The sequence below is a fragment of the Mesotoga sp. genome, from assembly GCF_035363035.1.
Lineage (GTDB): Bacteria > Thermotogota > Thermotogae > Petrotogales > Kosmotogaceae > Mesotoga.
This window is the reverse complement of sequence record NZ_DAOSEH010000056.1, coordinates 1-16,280: the sequence shown is the minus strand read 5'-3', so window position 1 is coordinate 16,280 and position 16,280 is coordinate 1. Positions and strand designations below refer to the sequence as shown.

The 16,280-nt window shown below is 50.6% G+C and carries 16 protein-coding genes; 12 read left to right on the top strand and 4 right to left on the bottom strand.

Features of this window, described 5'->3' with window-relative positions:
- Positions 1–394 precede the first annotated feature (394 nt).
- A complete protein-coding gene (locus PKX57_RS08665; RefSeq protein WP_472416824.1) occupies positions 395–1,375 on the bottom strand; it encodes a tocopherol cyclase family protein in 981 nt (326 codons plus the stop codon).
- Between the two features lie 156 nt (positions 1,376–1,531).
- Here PKX57_RS08665 and PKX57_RS08660 point away from each other — a divergent pair, with 156 nt between their 5' ends.
- Genes PKX57_RS08660 through PKX57_RS08645 form a run of 4 tightly spaced genes read left to right on the top strand, consistent with a single transcriptional unit; the run spans position 1,532 to position 5,338 of the window.
- Positions 1,532–1,930, top strand: a complete 399-nt coding sequence (locus PKX57_RS08660; protein ID WP_472416822.1) for an OsmC family protein — start codon at positions 1,532–1,534, stop codon at positions 1,928–1,930.
- A 43-nt stretch (positions 1,931–1,973) separates the two neighbouring features.
- Positions 1,974–3,836, top strand: coding sequence for a thiamine pyrophosphate-dependent enzyme (locus tag PKX57_RS08655; protein ID WP_214075454.1), 1,863 nt, complete (start codon positions 1,974–1,976; stop codon positions 3,834–3,836).
- A 9-nt stretch (positions 3,837–3,845) separates the two neighbouring features.
- Complete coding sequence (locus PKX57_RS08650; RefSeq protein WP_472416820.1) at positions 3,846–4,421, top strand: 2-oxoacid:acceptor oxidoreductase family protein; 576 nt, start codon at positions 3,846–3,848, stop codon at positions 4,419–4,421.
- A 17-nt stretch (positions 4,422–4,438) separates the two neighbouring features.
- The gene (locus PKX57_RS08645) at positions 4,439–5,338 is read left to right on the top strand and encodes a carbohydrate kinase family protein (RefSeq protein WP_472416818.1); all 900 of its coding nucleotides are present in this window, start codon (positions 4,439–4,441) and stop codon (positions 5,336–5,338) included.
- Positions 5,339–5,429: 91 nt separating this feature from the next.
- On the opposite strand, the gene pepT is transcribed toward PKX57_RS08645, so the two are convergent.
- From pepT to PKX57_RS08630, 3 genes are all read right to left on the bottom strand, one after another.
- The gene (gene pepT / locus PKX57_RS08640) at positions 5,430–6,653 is read right to left on the bottom strand and encodes a peptidase T (RefSeq protein ID WP_472416816.1); all 1,224 of its coding nucleotides are present in this window, start codon (positions 6,651–6,653) and stop codon (positions 5,430–5,432) included.
- Positions 6,637–8,001: an MFS transporter gene (locus PKX57_RS08635; RefSeq protein WP_472416814.1), complete on the bottom strand. Its 1,365-nt coding sequence runs from the start codon at positions 7,999–8,001 to the stop codon at positions 6,637–6,639. Before PKX57_RS08635 ends, pepT begins: the two co-directional genes overlap by 17 nt.
- Before the next feature lie 584 nt (positions 8,002–8,585).
- Positions 8,586–10,748 carry a hypothetical protein gene (locus PKX57_RS08630; protein WP_472416812.1) on the bottom strand — a complete coding sequence of 721 codons (2,163 nt, stop codon included), beginning with the start codon at positions 10,746–10,748 and terminating at the stop codon, positions 8,586–8,588.
- 249 nt (positions 10,749–10,997) lie between these two features.
- Between PKX57_RS08630 and PKX57_RS08625 the strand changes: the two genes are divergently transcribed.
- The 8 genes from PKX57_RS08625 (at position 10,998) to cas7i (ending at position 16,222) form a co-directional block, all read left to right on the top strand.
- On the top strand, positions 10,998–11,588 hold the full coding sequence (locus PKX57_RS08625; protein ID WP_213920588.1) for a DarT ssDNA thymidine ADP-ribosyltransferase family protein: 591 nt from the start codon (positions 10,998–11,000) through the stop codon (positions 11,586–11,588).
- Between the two features lie 13 nt (positions 11,589–11,601).
- A complete protein-coding gene (locus tag PKX57_RS08620; protein WP_472414328.1) occupies positions 11,602–12,291 on the top strand; it encodes a macro domain-containing protein in 690 nt (229 codons plus the stop codon).
- A gap of 65 nt (positions 12,292–12,356) precedes the next feature.
- Complete coding sequence (locus PKX57_RS08615) at positions 12,357–12,671, top strand: hypothetical protein (protein ID WP_213920581.1); 315 nt, start codon at positions 12,357–12,359, stop codon at positions 12,669–12,671.
- 56 nt (positions 12,672–12,727) lie between these two features.
- Positions 12,728–12,988 carry a hypothetical protein gene (locus PKX57_RS08610; RefSeq protein ID WP_213920582.1) on the top strand — a complete coding sequence of 87 codons (261 nt, stop codon included), beginning with the start codon at positions 12,728–12,730 and terminating at the stop codon, positions 12,986–12,988.
- 25 nt (positions 12,989–13,013) lie between these two features.
- Positions 13,014–13,814, top strand: a complete 801-nt coding sequence (locus PKX57_RS08605; protein ID WP_472416811.1) for a hypothetical protein — start codon at positions 13,014–13,016, stop codon at positions 13,812–13,814.
- Between the two features lie 45 nt (positions 13,815–13,859).
- Positions 13,860–14,033, top strand: a complete 174-nt coding sequence (locus tag PKX57_RS08600) for a hypothetical protein (RefSeq protein WP_214050169.1) — start codon at positions 13,860–13,862, stop codon at positions 14,031–14,033.
- Between the two features lie 16 nt (positions 14,034–14,049).
- On the top strand, positions 14,050–15,351 hold the full coding sequence (locus tag PKX57_RS08595) for a hypothetical protein (RefSeq protein WP_472416809.1): 1,302 nt from the start codon (positions 14,050–14,052) through the stop codon (positions 15,349–15,351).
- Complete coding sequence (cas7i, locus tag PKX57_RS08590) at positions 15,332–16,222, top strand: type I-B CRISPR-associated protein Cas7/Cst2/DevR (RefSeq protein ID WP_472416807.1); 891 nt, start codon at positions 15,332–15,334, stop codon at positions 16,220–16,222. The genes PKX57_RS08595 and cas7i overlap by 20 nt, the downstream gene beginning before the upstream one ends.
- Positions 16,223–16,280: the final 58 nt, after the last annotated feature.

Sequence of the window (16,280 nt, the reverse complement as noted above, 5' to 3'; positions counted from 1 at the left end):
GGAGCTCCATTTCCTTCCTCTTTTGTATCTCTTCCAGTGACTGAACTAACTCGTCCGCATCCACAAAATCATCTCCTATCGTTTCATTATGAAACGATATTATCACAGATTCGTTTCCATACGAAACGGAAATATGAGTTTGGAAGAGCAACAAGAGCCGTCCAGCGTCCTTCGAAAGAGCGGGAAGAGGAGAGAGAAAGAGAGAGAAAGAGAGAGAAAGAGAGAGAAAGAGAGAGAAAGAGAGAGGGAGAGACGTCTTCTCTTGAGCGGAGCGAACTCTCGATGTTCTTTCTCTCGTGTTTTTCGCTCTCGTCTTCTCGTGATGGGACCACTACGGGATGACGGTGCGGGAGATTTCGTAGGTACGTGAAGCGGTGCATCGGCCGCTCTAGTTCTATCTAAGTCCTCCCTCAGGGGCCTTCAACTCGCCCACTACTTCGAGACCGGCGTCGCTCCCTGTGCCTTTAAAGACAGGCCGGTCGTCTTCGTACAGCTCGATAGAGATCTCCGAGGTCAGGGTCTCGTTGATTCTCCCCTTCATACTCCCGCGAACCGGCGACAGGAGGGACGCCCCTCCTGTTCTGCGTGCGAAAACCTTCAGGAGGAAACGCGACATGACTATCTCTAAGCGCACGGCATCGCTGGAGACTTCGAGGGTGCGAATTCTGGCCATTTTATAGGTTGTAAAGCGAAGAAGTTCGCCATCGCGCAGCAGACCGCACAGAAAGCCGGTGAAGCTCCTTCCAAGCCAGGGAATTCTCGCCACCGAAAGCATGAACGAAACGCCCGGTTCGCTGAAGCTGTTGCTTTGCATCCATATCCAGGCTTGCGGGAAGGATCTTCCCCAGTCCTTTTCGATATAACCCCTGCCACCGGTGAAGTCCCACGTTTCGCCGTTTACCTCGAGCCGGCCATCGAGGAGGTGATCCATACTCACGACCCCGTGATAGCACTCCATGAAGGGCACGAATGTGAAAGGCCCCATGATGCCCGGGGAAATAAGACTCGAGGGCCATTTGAAGGATTCGAGAAACTTTACTTCTCCGCATATGCGGTTTCCCGGACTCTCCAGGTCCAGCGAGATCCTCTCCGCGGAGAAGTAGCTCCCTCCCAGGTGTAGATCGAAGCGCTTCTTATCGTAGCGGAATTGGTCGAAATCGTAAGTGAAGTTGTCCGCCCTCATCTCTTTTCCGAAGAGAAACTGAATGAAGGCATGGGGCTTTTCTGCCTTTCCGGCCAGCGATACTCCCGGTATCACGGCGCACGATCTCTTTCTCTCTCGATCTACGAGCTTGAAATACCAGCCCTCGAAGAAATTCCCCTTTTTCGACTCGCCATGGTATAGCGATGGATTGAAGATCGGTCTCAAGCTCATATTATTCCCCCTCCACGATATAATAATTTTACATATTTCATGCGCAAAGAAGAGGCGTTGAGTACAGTTGTCTGGACTGACAGTGTATCGAAATGCTAATATTTATAACGATAATACATTGCGAGAAGAAACGACAGATGGAGAAGGAGGAGAAAAATGGGCAGCAAAGTTCACTCCAGAGTGGAGTTCGAAAACACGTTCAAAGGCACGGGAAAGTGCGACAACGGGCATACGGTGCCAATTGGATTGGGAGGCGCCGCTCCGTACGATCTTCTAACCATGGCCCTTTCCTCGTGTCTATACTCGACTTTTCTCGACATCATGGCCAAGAAGAAGATAGAATTCGGCGGCGCCGAGATCGATGTCGCCGGCGAAAAGCGCGACGAAGTACCCACGACTCTGAAATATTGCAAAGTCACCGTCAGAGTGAGGAGCGTGACAACCGACAGTAAGGCCGGTGTGGAAAAGTCCTTCGAACTGGCGACCAAATACTGCTCTGTTTACCAGACACTGTCGAAAGTTTCTCAAATGGACTGGGAAGTGATCTTCGAGTGAAAATCGGTCGGATAAACCAAATAACGGGAAAGGCGGGATTACAATGAAGAGCATGGGTGAAATGCTTCTCTCCACCGGAGGCGGCTCCGAGATAGTGATAGGCAATACGGCCATCGTCAGGGCCATGCTCGAGGCAGGGGTGCGGGTTGCCACTTCATATCCCGGTTCGCCCACTCCCGAGATAGCAAGCGCGATAGCCTCTATTCCAAGAGAGAGAAATCCGATGTATTTCGAATTTTCGGTGAACGAGAAGGTCGCTACCGAGGTGGCCTTTGGCGCTTCTATCAACGGGCATCTGTCGTGCGTTTTTTTCAAGAGCGTCGGGCTTAACGTCGCCGCCGATACCTTCGTGCAACTGTCCATGATGGAACTGATAGGGGGCATGGTGATAGTTCTTGGTGACGATCCCGGAGCCAACTCCTCGCAGAACGAACAGGACAACAGGCATTACGCGCATCTTTCTTACACCCCTGTCTTCGAACCGGCCACACCTTCGGAAGTCTACGTGATGTTCAAACAGGCCGCCGGGCTTTCCAAGAAGTTGAGAATGCCCGTCATCGTGAGGCTTTCGACCCACGTCTGCCACGCGAAAGAGAAGGTTGACTTCGGGCCGATGCCCGTTAACGAGCACGGCAACAAACCGCTCTTCAGCATGGAAAACGGCCCCTACATACCGATAGCGGCCGATGCCCTGAAAATGAAGAGGCGAGCCCTCCACAAGTTCTGGGCGCTTAAGGACCTGGTTGAAGAGCTTCCAGTCAACATTCTTGAGGACAATTCAAGCGAAAGAGGCGTGATAACGGCCGGGGCGCCGTACCTTTCCCTCATGGACGTGCTGGAAGAGGTTGAAGACAAACCCGACGTCCTGAAGCTGGGCATAGTTCATCCGCTGCCGAAAAACAGGATCTTACAGTTTCTGAAGGCTCACAAAGAAGTGAAGATCCTCGAAGAGCTCGACGATCTTCTCGAGAGGGAGATAAAGGCCTTCGCTTACGACAACGGGCTCTCAACAAGGATACTGGGGAAAGGAGATCTCGAAGACTGGATAGGGGAGTACACGCCCGATAAAGTGAGGGAGGTGCTTTCAAAGTGCTGGCCAGACACCTTCAAGCCCGTGAATGAGCCGGACAGCCCTGTAAAGCTCAACGCGCGACCGGCCCAGATGTGTCCCGGCTGCGGACACCGTTCGGCCTTTCATGCGATTAAGCTGGCCTTGAAAGATACAGACATAACGGTGGCCGATATAGGCTGCCACACGCTGGGTTATCTCGAACCGTACAGGGTAGGACAGGTTTTGCTTTGCATGGGCCATTCCACCGGTACGGCTGCCGGCCTTTCGATGTTCAACGATTCCCGAAGGGTGGTCGCCTTCCTGGGCGATTCCACCTTCTTCCACGCGGGCCTGCCCGGAATAGTGAACGCCGTTTTCAACAAACACAACCTCACCCTTATAATCATGGAAAACGGAACCACGGCGATGACCGGTCACCAGGACCATCCGGCCGTGGGCCGCAACTTCAACGATGTATCGCGAAAGATACCAGTCAGGCAGGTGCTGGAGGGTCTCGGCGTAAACAACATCCGCGAGATAGACACTTACAACCAGACCGGCTTGAAGGAGTACGTCGAAGCGGCGCTCGAAGAGGAGGGCTTCAAGGTAATCATCGCCAAGCACCCCTGTATGTTGAAGTTCACCAGGGAGATGCGTAAAAAGGGAAAGAGACTGCCCCGACCGGTCAAGGTTGGTGAGAAGTGCAACCTCAAGTATGTCTGCGTCGGCCGGTTCGCCTGTCCCAGTTACCAGATAGCCGACGGTGGCAAAGTGTGGGTGCAGGAAGATCTGTGCATCGGAGACCGTTCCTGTGTCCAGACATGTCCATCGCAGGCTATAGAGCCGGTGGAGTGAGGTGAAGAGATGAACAAATTCGATATATATCTGGCAGGTGTCGGAGGTCAGGGGATCGGTCTTCTCAGCGAGACGCTAGCCCGGGCAGTCGATTATTCGGGGCAGAGAGTGATAGGCGCCGATACGCACGGTCTCGCCCAGAGGGGTGGCATGGTCTCTTCTCACCTTAGAATAGGCATAGGCGCCCATTCCGTGCTTATAACCAGACACAGCGCCGATCTTGTGGTGGCTCTGGAGAGGCACGAAGCCCTCAGGGGAATGCTCGATTACCTCAAAGACGGCGGAACGCTGGTCTATTACGATGCCGTATGGCAGCCCCTGGATGTTAGACTGCGCAGAACGGCCCAGGTCAGGAACGAAGATATAGAGGCGGAGGCCGCCAGAAAAAAGGCGAAGGTCCTGAGAGTCTTCAAAGAGGACCTTGCAGATTCGAGAATGCAGAACGTGATCATAATGGCCGAGCTCTCGAAGGCGAAACTCATACCGGGCGTGGAGAAGGAACACTACACAGCGGCTTTGTCCGACCTCCTGAGTGGGCGGGTGCTGGAAGTCAACCTCAAGGCCTTCGAAGAAGTCGCCGGATGAGCAACGGAGGTTGACCGATGGCCTTCGACGTAGCAGTGATAGGAGCCATAGGCATAGACACCAACGTCTATCTCTATACCGACGAAGTCGATTTCTCGGTGGAGGCCAATTTCAGCCAGAACCTCGATTACATAGGCCTGGCGGGCGGCTACTCCTGCAGGGGTTTCAAAAGGCTCGGCTACAACGTGGCCTTCGTCGGTTATGTGGGCGACGATTACTCGGGAAGACACATACGCGAAAGTCTCGAGAAGGACGGCATAGACACTTACTTTGGAATCGATCCGGAAGGTACAAAGCGAAGTGTCAATATAATGTACGGGGACGGCCGCCGAAAAAATTTCTACGACGGCAAGGGGTCGATGCAACTCAGGCCCGACCTGCTCGCCATCGGAGAGTACCTGGCCGGCACAAGGCTGGTACATATAAACATAGTCAACTGGACGAGGTATTTGTTGCCGCTGTTCAAGAAAGAGAACACGCTCGTCTCCGTCGATATACAGGACGTAGTCTCGGCCGACGATCCGTACAGACAGGACTATATAAAGGCCGCCGATGTCCTCTTCTTTTCGGCCGTGAATTTCCCCGATCCGGCGCCTCTGATCGAGAGGTTCATGGAGATCAGGAGCGACAGGATAGTGATCTGCGGGATGGGGAAGAGGGGTTGCGCGCTCGGGACAAAAACGGGGATAAGCTATTACCGGGCCGTGGAGCTTGAAGAGCCCGTGATAGATACCAACGGCGCCGGAGACAGTCTGGCGGTCGGCTTCCTTTCCAGCCACTTTTTACAGGGCTTCTCGCTCGAAGAGTCTATCCTCCGCGGCCAGATAGCCGCCAGGTACTGCTGCTCCAGAAAGGCGACCTCGAGCGACCTCATAACACGCGAGTTGCTGGATAGATATTACCTCCGGAGTCATTGATATCGGGAAACGTCCTTCGTTGTTCCGTGTTCCGGGACAGCCAGGGACGTTTCCCGATGCTCTCTTCACGGAGGACGGCTCTTCTTGCTCCTTATCTCTTTGCAAAGAGCTTGCAGATCTCCACTATCACCTCGACGGCCTTCACCATGGACTCGACCGGTACGTATTCGAATCGGCCGTGGTAATTCATCCCGCCGGTGAAGATGTTGGGCGTGGGCAATCCCATGAAGGAGAGCCTCGCCCCGTCGGTGCCTCCCCTGACCGGCTCTATCACCGGTTCGATCCCTACGTTTCTCATCGCACGGGCCGCGATATCCACGATGAACATGACCGGTTCGATCATCTCCCGCATGTTTCTGTACGAATCCCTCACAATCACGTCGACCGTACCTTCCCCGTACTTGGCGTTGAGGAAAGCCGCCGCACCCTGCACCAGCTGCTTGCGATTTTCGAACCTCTCGCGCGAGTGATCGCGTATTATATAGTTCAGGTTCGTCTCCTCTACCGTGCCGACCATGTTGGTCAGATGGAAGAAGCCCTCCCTGCCCTGTGTGGCGGCGGGCGTCTCGGCCGCCGGAAGCAGGCTTATGAACTCCGAGGCGATCAGCATCGAATTCTTCATCCTGTCCTTGGCCGAGCCCGGGTGTATGTTCAGACCCGTTATCTTCACCTTCGCGCCGGCCGCGTTGAAGGTCTCGTACTGGAGCTGGCCCAGCGCGCCCCCATCGACGGTGTAAGCGTAATCGGCGCCGAATTTCTCCACGTCGAAGTGATCGGTCCCCTTGCCGACCTCCTCGTCCGGAGTGAAGCAGACCCTGATCTTGCCGTGTTTTATCTGCGGATGCTCCATGAGGTACTCTAGCGCCGTGACGATCTCGGCGATCCCGGCCTTGTCGTCGGCGCCCAGAAGTGTCGTCCCGTCGGTTACTATCAGTTCCTGGCCCCTGTAATCCAGCAGCTCGGGGTAGGTAGAAGGATCTAGCACTATCCCCTTCTCGGGATTGAGCGTTATCTCTCCGCCTTCGTACCTGACTATTCTTGCCTTGACATCCTTCCCGCTAGCGTCCGGGCTGGTGTCCATGTGAGCCACAAAGCCGATCACCGGCACCCTTGCATCGGTGTTGGCTCCAAGCGTGGCCATTACGTAGCCGTGCCCGTCCAGCGATACCTCTTCCAGACCGAGCCCCTCCAGTTCGTCTCTCAACAGTGCCGCGAGTTTAAGCTGACCTTCGGTCGTCGGGCTCGAGTCGGAATCGTGGCTCGAAGTCGTTTCGACCGAGACGTACCTCATGAAGCGGTCAATCATCCTTTTCATCCACATCACTCCTTCCCTTTTTCCTCTTTCTATTCAACTGTACCAGTATATCCACCATTTCGCGCGGCCTCGCCGCCAGCCTGTTTGCTATGACTGAGGCCGAATTGAATATCATACCGGCCACTGACCGCTCCTTTCTGGTCTTCACTCTCCTCAGCAGAAAGAGCGAGAGCCCCCTTAGCACGAAGGTGACGAAGAAGAGGATTTGAATGCCGTAAAACCTCATCCCCAGAATCTCCCAGCCGAATTTGTTCAAATAGGAGGCCAGAAACCCTCCGGCGAGAGAGCCGACCAGAGCCGCCCCGCCGTTGGCGAAGGAGAGCAGCGCGTAGTACGACTCGGTATTCACCCCGTCGAGGAGATCGAGCATCGTCGTGAAGAGACAGAGGTTTATGGCGCTCCAGGAGATCGTGCCGATCAGAGTGTCGATATAGAGAAGATAGACCGTCTGCTCGTTCATGAAGACCCAGAGGATAATCTTTATGAAAGCGCCGAACACACCGAACTCGAGCACTGCCTGGCTCCCTATCCTGTCGGCTATCTTTCCCCATATGAAATAGAAGACCATCGTCAGGAGCGAGCTGAAAACGTTGAGAATGCTCAAGAACGAATAACCCAGCTTCATGTTGACCAGCTCGTGATACGAGAAAAACGGCGAGGTAATCGCTATCGAAAAGCTCCAGAAGGCGTAGAAGACCAGATAAGGCATGAACTTCCTGTCCTTCGTGACGGCCCTGAAAAGCCCCCTGCCGTAGGTGATCTCGCGCGGGGGATCGTAATGGAAGCCCAGCAGTACAAGGCTAAACAGCGCGCTGATCGTCCCCAGCACGGAGATAATGAAAAAGCCGCGCGTTCCGGGAACGGCGTCCAGCACGAAGGAATAAAAGAGAGTTATGAGCATGTTCGTGATCGTGAAGATGATGTTTCTCGAGCTGAAAAACTTCGCAGCCTTCTCCCTCGGGGCGACATCCTTCATGAGCGAGACCCAGAAATTACCCGTAAGGCTAGCCGCCATAGAGAAGAAGGCCATAATCATCAGCAGGATCGACTGCCGGTTCATCCCAACGGCCAGAGTCACGGGAATGAAGGCCGTCGAAAGCCTGCTAATGGTGGCGAAAATCATCATCGCCCTTTTCCTGTTCCCTATGAGCCGCATCATGGCCGGGGCGAGAAGCTGGACGAACTGTGAAATCGTCGGGAGCACTCCCAGAAGCGCTATCACCGGCTCGGAAGCGCCGAATTCCAGCGCGAGGCCGGTGCCCAAAAAACCCTGGGTTATCAGAAAGAACCCGTTGTATATCGAGCCTTCGAATACAGAGAGTATCTGTGTGCGTTTTATTTTGTCCAATTGAGACATCTCCGGCGCCGCTGATGAAGTAATATCATTATAGATCAAAAGGCCCGCAGAGTCCAGTAAAACCGAGCCGTCCTTCGAAAGAGCGGGAGAGAGAGAAATAATAATAATAGGGACAGACTCCATTTATTCAGGAAACGTCCTTGGAAAGAGAGAGAGGAGGAGAAAGAGAGAGAAGAGAGACGCGAAAAACGGGGACAGACGTCAGGAGCCCGTCAGTCCCTATTTTCGCTCTCGTCTTCTCGTGAGCGAAGCGAACTCTCGATACTCTTTCTCGGCTCTTACCAACAACGCACAACCCACAACGGCTCTCACCACTCCGTGCTGACTTCATCAAAGACCCGCTGGACTTTCTTAATAAATAATAGAATAAATAATAGGGACAGACTCCATTTATTCAGGAAACGTCCTTGGAAAGAGAGAGAGGAGGAGAAAGAGAGAGAAGAGAGACGCGAAAAACGGGGACAGACGTCAGGAGCCCGTCAGTCCCTATTTTCGCTCTCGTCTTCTCGTGAGCGAAGCGAACTCTCGATACTCTTTCTCGGCTCTTACCAACAACGCACAACCCACAACGGCTCTCACCACTCCGTGCTGACTTCATCAAAGACCCGCTGGACTTTCTTCAGCCATTCCTTGGCGCCCTTGAGCTTAAACCAGTCCTCTCTGAAATCTTCAGCGAGAAGCAGGGCATCGATCTTTCTCTGGTGTTGAAAATCGCCCTCTTCAGCTTTATCGAAGTCTTCATGGCTCGGCTCTTCATTCCCGAGCAGAAACCGGATGAAATGGGGAAGCTGCTCCAGGATACCCAGAATAATTCTTTCCGCATCGTCTATCTCTTTATTGACATAATTCATCAGCGCCATAACCATCAGGGCTTTCGGCTCGCTTTCATCATCTACCTCTTCGAACAATTCAGGCAGCTTCTTATAATCCTTAAGCCTCCAGTGAGCGACCAGAGAATTCGCGAGAAGCGAACTTGAGTCTCCTATACCGAAAAGTGGAAGAGCGGTATCTGCAACCTTCAGCGCCTTTCTATAATCCTTTTTCGTGACCATTTCGTCCACATAGTTGCTGATAACAGTCACCAACTCCTTATTGGACGGGCTCTCTTCACCCTCCTTGAGATATATATCCTCGTCTTCGTCAACAACGATGCTAGATATAATCCCAAAAGCCCTTTCCCCGGCATCGAGCAAAATGTTGCTCACATTATCGACCTCTAATGTAGGTATATACATCAGGGCATTTACAAATTCGAAATTGTAGGGATACTTCTTACAATAAGCCACGATAGCTTTGAAAGCCTCCTCGACATCGCCGAGCTCCATCACAGAGTTTATAAGCGTATACATCGGTGCTCTCGAGTATTCGACCTCATTATCTTCGCATGAAAGAAAGGAAGGCTCCAGCATCGCTTCAACACTGGCAATAATATATTCCGGCCTGTATCTATTCTCATAACCCAGTATAATCTCCTCGTAGAGCTCATCGAGAGAGCTAATAGAATTACGCGCAATTTTTTGAAAGAACGAATAATCGAATTCTTCGTATATATTGCTGTTCACACCCTTCTTGAAGAACTCTTCATGCTCAAAACCGTACTTTTTACTGAGCAGAATTCCGGAAACCTCGACTCCCGCGGAAGATTCGAGCGTCATGAGATACTCTATGAACTCTTCAGCGCTATCTCTAGACTCCTCCTTCTCAACAAGAGCGCTCGCAATAGCTGCAAGAGCGCTCGATGCATTTTCCTTCCTGAGACTTCCCAGGAGAATCTTCAGCCTGTCAAAGAGATTAGCGAAATCGTTAGACATCACGAGCTCGTACAGAAAGCCATTTCTAGCCATACCACTGGAAAGACTTAATACTAAACCAAGCATCGAATCGTCCAGCAAAGTGTAGATCCTGTTGATTATCTCAACACTCTTCGCCTTATCTTCGTCACTTCCTCCGGCAGCCATTGCCGCCGGAACAAGCAAAACATCGATCGTTGTAAAATGGGCAATGCTCCTTATGAACTCCGTCAGCTGTTGCGGGGTCAACTTCTCGTTACCCATAAGCACCAGCATCGGGAATAGCGAACTTGTAATGCTTTCGACCTTCGGAAGATTTATATCCACATTATAGCCAGCAAATTCGACTATTGAATGAGAAGCCAGAACCGGAGGCAAAATCACTCTCAGTTTCTCTCTCCACTCACCTTCAAACCTCTCCTTATCTACGATCTCACAAAGAAACGAGGCCAGTTCATTGCCCCAGAGGATTAGAGGGATATAATATTCGCTATTCTTGAAACACCAGTACATCAGTAAGTTATCTCTAAAATCCATCTTCGCCCGCTCGCGATGAATATCCTTATAAAACGGAAAGAAAAGCTTCTCGAAACGCTCCGCAGAGTCAAAAAACTTATCCATACCCGGCAACGCATCATCTGCTTTCTTCAAATCAGCGAGAAGCCTCTCCATAAGAATTCTCGCCATCTCTTCTTTCTTCTCATGAGAAAGGCTGTCACTCGAGAGCATGAGCCCCGCAAAATAACCTCTGAAGAAACCATTCTCCATTATCCCTTCCAAAGGCTGATCCAGCAAAAACTCGCGCTTCAAAGCTTCGGCAAATCCAACTGCTTTCTCTCTATCGAAAAAAGCGTCCAGTTCATCAAGCGCAGAATATCCAACACGGCCTTTCCAGTTCAACTCCAGCGCTTCGGCCAGAAGTGTCAGTCTTACAGTCTCTCTATCCATACTTCACCTCGAATATCCGAAATAATAACAATATTATCATCTCGCGCCCGAAATGACATAAACAAAGAAAATGTTCAAGTTCAATTGTCTGAAGGGTTTATAGAGATTGTGAAGATTATGAGTGCGTTGGTGGGGCGGGCCACGCTTTCCTGCAAAAAAATGGAGTCTCTGACTTATATAAGGCTTATGGTCAGCCGTTTATCGTCTCCAGGTGTGGAAAGTGTACTTATAACTCTGGAGGTGGTGAATATGGTGACTGTTGAGAACCCTCTTCTCGAGCACGGAGTCAAGTACCTTTATTATCTTGCGCCGGTAAAAAACCTGAGGTCTATTCTGAGGCACGGTATCATGACAAAAAACGTGGTAGAGGCCCGAAAACTCGACTATATTGACTGCTCGGATAGAGAAGTGCAGGCTCTTCGCAGGGAAAAATCACTCCACAACTATGTCCCGCTCTTCCTTAACACGAGGAACGCTATGACTTATCGTTACCAGCAGAGTGGTGTCGATTTCGTCATCTTGAGATTACTGAGCGATCTTGTGACAGACTATACCTGCAAAGTCTCCGATAGAATAGCGGCATGTAGAGAGGCAATAATAATGGATCTTACGGCGAAGGCACTGGTGACCTTTGGGGTAAGGGAGATCATCACAGTAAAGAATTTCTATGCGAATCATGACCTGAAACAGAGACTGGGAGCCGAAATTCTTGTACATACTGATATAATTGATTCGAAGTGGATCGAAAGCGTTTTTCTCGCTCCAGGGCGATCCCGGATCAGAGATCTATCGATCAAACAACTCTACGACAATGCCTGGAATCTGTACTTCTACGTGTAACGAGGAGTCAGCAGTGAATATCTATCAGAAAAGCGTATTCGCAGCGCTTGAAGAGGAAGGTATAAGGACAATCGTAAACACTGTGAACACCAGGGGTGTCATGGGTGCTGGTCTGGCCCTTGAATTCAGACTGCGATACCCGGAATACTTCGACGATTATCAGAAAAGATGCGAGAGCGATCTTCCCGGGGCAGGTGATGCCTGGCTTTACCGTGGCTCGAGTGGGACCCCTGATATAGTGAGTCTGTTTGTGAAGGAAGATTGGAAAAGACCGTCGAAGCCAGAGTGGATAAGAAAGGCAATCGAAAAGCTTTCAAAAATCATCCTCTCGGAAAGCATAGAAAGAATCGCCCTGCCGCTTGCCGGAGCAGGAAAAGGTGGCGTCAATCCAAAAATCTCCCTTTCCATAACCGAAGAGGCCTTGAGAGATGTTCCATCCGAAGTCTATATCTGCCTTGACAAACTGCCTTCTGAGACTGAGAAGCGTATGCTGTCAAGACTTTATTCTCTGGATATCTCCGCTCTCCAGAAACTTGGGCTCACCCGGGCCATTTCAAGCAGAGTCATCGAATCATTGACAAAAGTAACGAGATTCAGAGAAATCCTCTCATATCCAGGAGTGGGAATTAAGAGCTACGAGACAGTGTTTTTAGCCTTGCTGATTAATTCAGAACCCTCATCCAATCAGCTTTATCTCTTCTAGAAATCTCTAGAGACATTTAAAGTGTACTTATATCACTTGAAGGCCTTACGCAGGTCCCCGAAGGAGTGATCGTTCTGGAGCTCTCATATTATTTCAAAGGCAAGGCGTCAGAAGTTGCCGTAAATTACCTCAAAGAAAGGCTTTGGGAAGCTCTCGACAGAGGAAAATTCGAAATTGAAACAAAACTACAGATTGGCAGATGGACTAATGGAGGCTTTTGCCTCACAGTGCTATTCATAAATTGCGGGATCGACGGAGACCCTCTGAAAGAAGCTGAAAGTCTTCTCGGTTTCATAAGGCAACTACTGGAAAGATTGAATATCAGGATCGACGTCGAAAAGCTGGTGAAGCTCGATGGATCGCGGGTTGAGATGAATTGAATCGTTGCGGTTCAAGAAAGTGTATCTATATCAGTGGTGACAGAGGAGGTGGAGGCTTGAGGAAAGTGATTACCTGCATCCTGTTTGTTTTGATTGTCTTCGCTGTGCTTCTTGTGACAGCCTGTGAGAAGAAGACAGATATCGCCCCGGAAGATCAGAAATCCTGGAATGATGTGTTTGTGAGAATGAAAGAGTTCAAAGAGCAGATCACCAGAGTCGCTTCACCCTCGGATTATCAGGAAACACAGGTTATAACAGTTTTGAATCTAGAAACACCTTTCCATCTACTATCCCCGGATTCTCAAGAAAGACAATAGACAACTTGCACATGGAGGTGATCGGGTGAAAAAGGCCCTGTTTCTTGCACTGGTAGTTTTCATGTCTGTCTCTCTTGTCGCTGGCGGTCTCCAGATCGGCGAGATAGGTGAAAGAGTCGAGGAAACGGTTGATCGGATAATGTACAAAGACATAACCGATGTGTACAACTTCATCGACAGCGCACTGGATAAAGTCATCGCGCTGAAAGGTTACACCGATCAGCTGAACTCAACTGAGCAAACTTCGGAACTTCTGGAAAAACAGGTCGAGCTTATGGACAGCATCTACGAGGACTTCAAAAGCCTGTCCCGCATGCGTCCGAAAATCGAGAAAAACTTTAGGGCAAGCTTCAGAGATCTGGAAAGAATCGTTGACTCTGTGGAAAGCCTAATAACGGCTGAAAGACTTGAAAAGGAAAAGCTCACCGGTGAACTTAAGGAACTCGATGAAACGAAGACGAAGGTCTACGAAATAAAAAGAGACAGTCTGACTGCACAGATCTCATTCATAGACAAGCGTATCGGAATACTGATTATGCTCAAAGAGTTGATCGAAGAGCCGAGAGAATTCACCGAGCTGCTGGCCGAGGAAGTCGATACCTTCCTGGTCACGATCGAAGAGACCACCAAAGTAATCGAGCAGGCCAGCAGAACATTCAGGACATTCAAAGAAGTCTACTGCGTAATCGAGACCATTAACAGCGTGAGCAGAATAGTCGATCTGACAGAAAATATGATAAGCTCCTGGGAAATACTTCTTGACTCCGTTGAGAATCTCAACGACTTCATCACCAACGGTCTCAAATCTCAGAATTACACATTCTGAGTCCTCGCTTTAGTCAAGAGAAATCAGAAGGAAGGAGGTGATAATTTGCCTGAATTCGATTTCGACGATGAAGAACTAGCATTCGATGAAGGCTACAATTGCGACTTTCCAGGCGATCCGTGCGCTACCTGCTGGTGCAAGGGAGCCTTCTGCGATTGCGGCGGTTGCTTCATTCAGAACGGGAGAAACGTATGCAGCAACTGCGAAGACAACGATTAACCACAGAGGTGAAATCATGAAAATCCTCACCCGGAACTTCTGGCAACAGGCCGGAGCCATAGCCATACGTAAGTTCGCCCCTGATGCTCTGATCAGGGGCGATACCTTCGAAACCTCCAGCACAAAGAAGGAAATACTCTCCAGAGCTCTGCCCGAACTCCTCAACAAAAATGGAAAGCCCTGGGCCCCAAGCGTCAGACCGTTCTTGAAACAGTACAACCAGATCGAAAAACTCGACAAATTCCTGCAAGATAAGAAACCCGGCAGCAAAGTCTGCAGCTTCTGCAATTCACGCGTCTCAACTCTCGAGAAACTCTCCCTTCTCGCCGATCCATTGGCTGTGAAGGCGGAAAATTTCCAGAGCTTTTTCAGCCACGGTTCGGGAAGCGGCGAGATCTGTCTCGACTGCCTGTTCCTGGGAATCATGTCCGGACTGGCGCTGTTCTACACATCATACAGAGAAGGTCAGGAGTATGTCATAACCTACCTGTTCCCCCAGGGAAAGGATCTCGAAGAGACTGACAAAACCTACAGATGGATGAAGGATATTTCCGAAGCCGGCGGCTGGAGCAACATGAAAGTCAGGGCCAAATTCTTTCCGGTAAAACCCTTCGAATCTCTTATCCTCGTGCTCCACACGCTGTTCGAAAAGACCCGGTTCATCCCCCGGGCGACGTACAGGACAATGCAGGTCTCAAACAACGGAAACACGAACACTTTTCTGAGCTTCAACTCCTTCGAAAGTGTCGATGAACTCATGGAGCTCCTGAAAACCGGCGAATCTCTCGGAGGCGATTTCTCGGCCTTCATGGATTCCTTCGTCGTGATAAAACAACCGCTCGTAGACACTTCCAGGCGTGAAGAGATGGCCAGAATGATACTGACCTTCAAACCGATCGAAGAGAGGCTCCAGTTCATGATATTCGAACTGGAGAGATCAATTAGATACTTGTATGAAATGATCGTCGCGACAAATACCGTGAAAGGAGTGAACGGCTTGGATCAGGAAACGATAGATCTCTGCAAGAAGGCCGGAGAGATCGTCGGCAACGCCGTTTTCGAAGCCGACAGCTTCGGAGACCTCTACTCTCTACGCAACAGCCGGTCTCTCGAAGACCTTCTACTGACGCTTTCGGATCTGGAATTCAAGTACGCGAAGGAAGACTGGAAGATCACCGTTCCCGAAGAGTTCATAAGAATCCTGAGCGAGGACAGCTGGAAAAAACCTAAAGCTCTTCTGGTGATCTTCGCGGTTAACAAGTACCTTGCTAGAAAATATGCATCCTCGAAAAATGGAGGTGAAAAAGTTGCAGGTTAAGTGCCTGACCTGGGGTTCGCTCTCCAAAATCTCTATGGGCAACCCCAACGCGGGCTTCACAGAAGGAAACATTCAAACGGCCAAGAAAATTATCACCCCCGACGGCAGCGCGCTGAACTACATCTCCGGTCAGTGCCAACGTCACGGGATTAGAGAGAGATTCGAAGAAGTCGGAGAAGCCCTCTCAACACCGGTCGACGGAGAAGTCGAAACCACGCTTGGAGATCCGGCCAGCTACATCGACGATGATCTCTTCGGCTACATGATAGCCGTTACCGGAGACAATCGCAAAAGAACATCGCCCGTAAGAATCGCCCCACTCGTGTCTCTCTTTCCATACCGCGGAGACCGCGATCTACTGACCAAGACGAGAAAGGCCAGCGACAAGGGCGGAAATATGGTTGAAACCGAAATATACTCCACTTTCATGAGAGGCGGAGGTCTTATAGAACTCGACAGAGTCGGTAAATTCGACTCCTCAGAGATCAAAGACAAAGCCACGGAAATACCCGTCGTTGAACGCAACAGAAGACTCTCCATCTTCCTCGATTCTCTCATGACTCTCTGGACCGGCGGAAAGCAGACCAACATCCTCTCGGATATCTCTCCAAAATTCATCGTCTTCTCCTTTCAGACGGTCAAACTCCCCTTCCTCCTTGAGGCCGTCAGTTGCGATACGAAGGGAAAAGTAGACGCCGCAAAACTCCTGGATAGCCTCAGCAATTATTCGACGGTGACAACGCAAGTCATAATCGGCACGACCGGCGTTATAGATTCCAGCGAGATCGAAGCTATAACCAAAGATGATATTCAGATACTGCCCATAGCCGAAGCCTTCGCCAGAGTCAAGGAAACCCTCTTTAAACTTTGAATAGAAGCCCCTCATCGAGGGGCTTTTCTCTATGGAGGTGAAAACGTGAAAGTCCTGC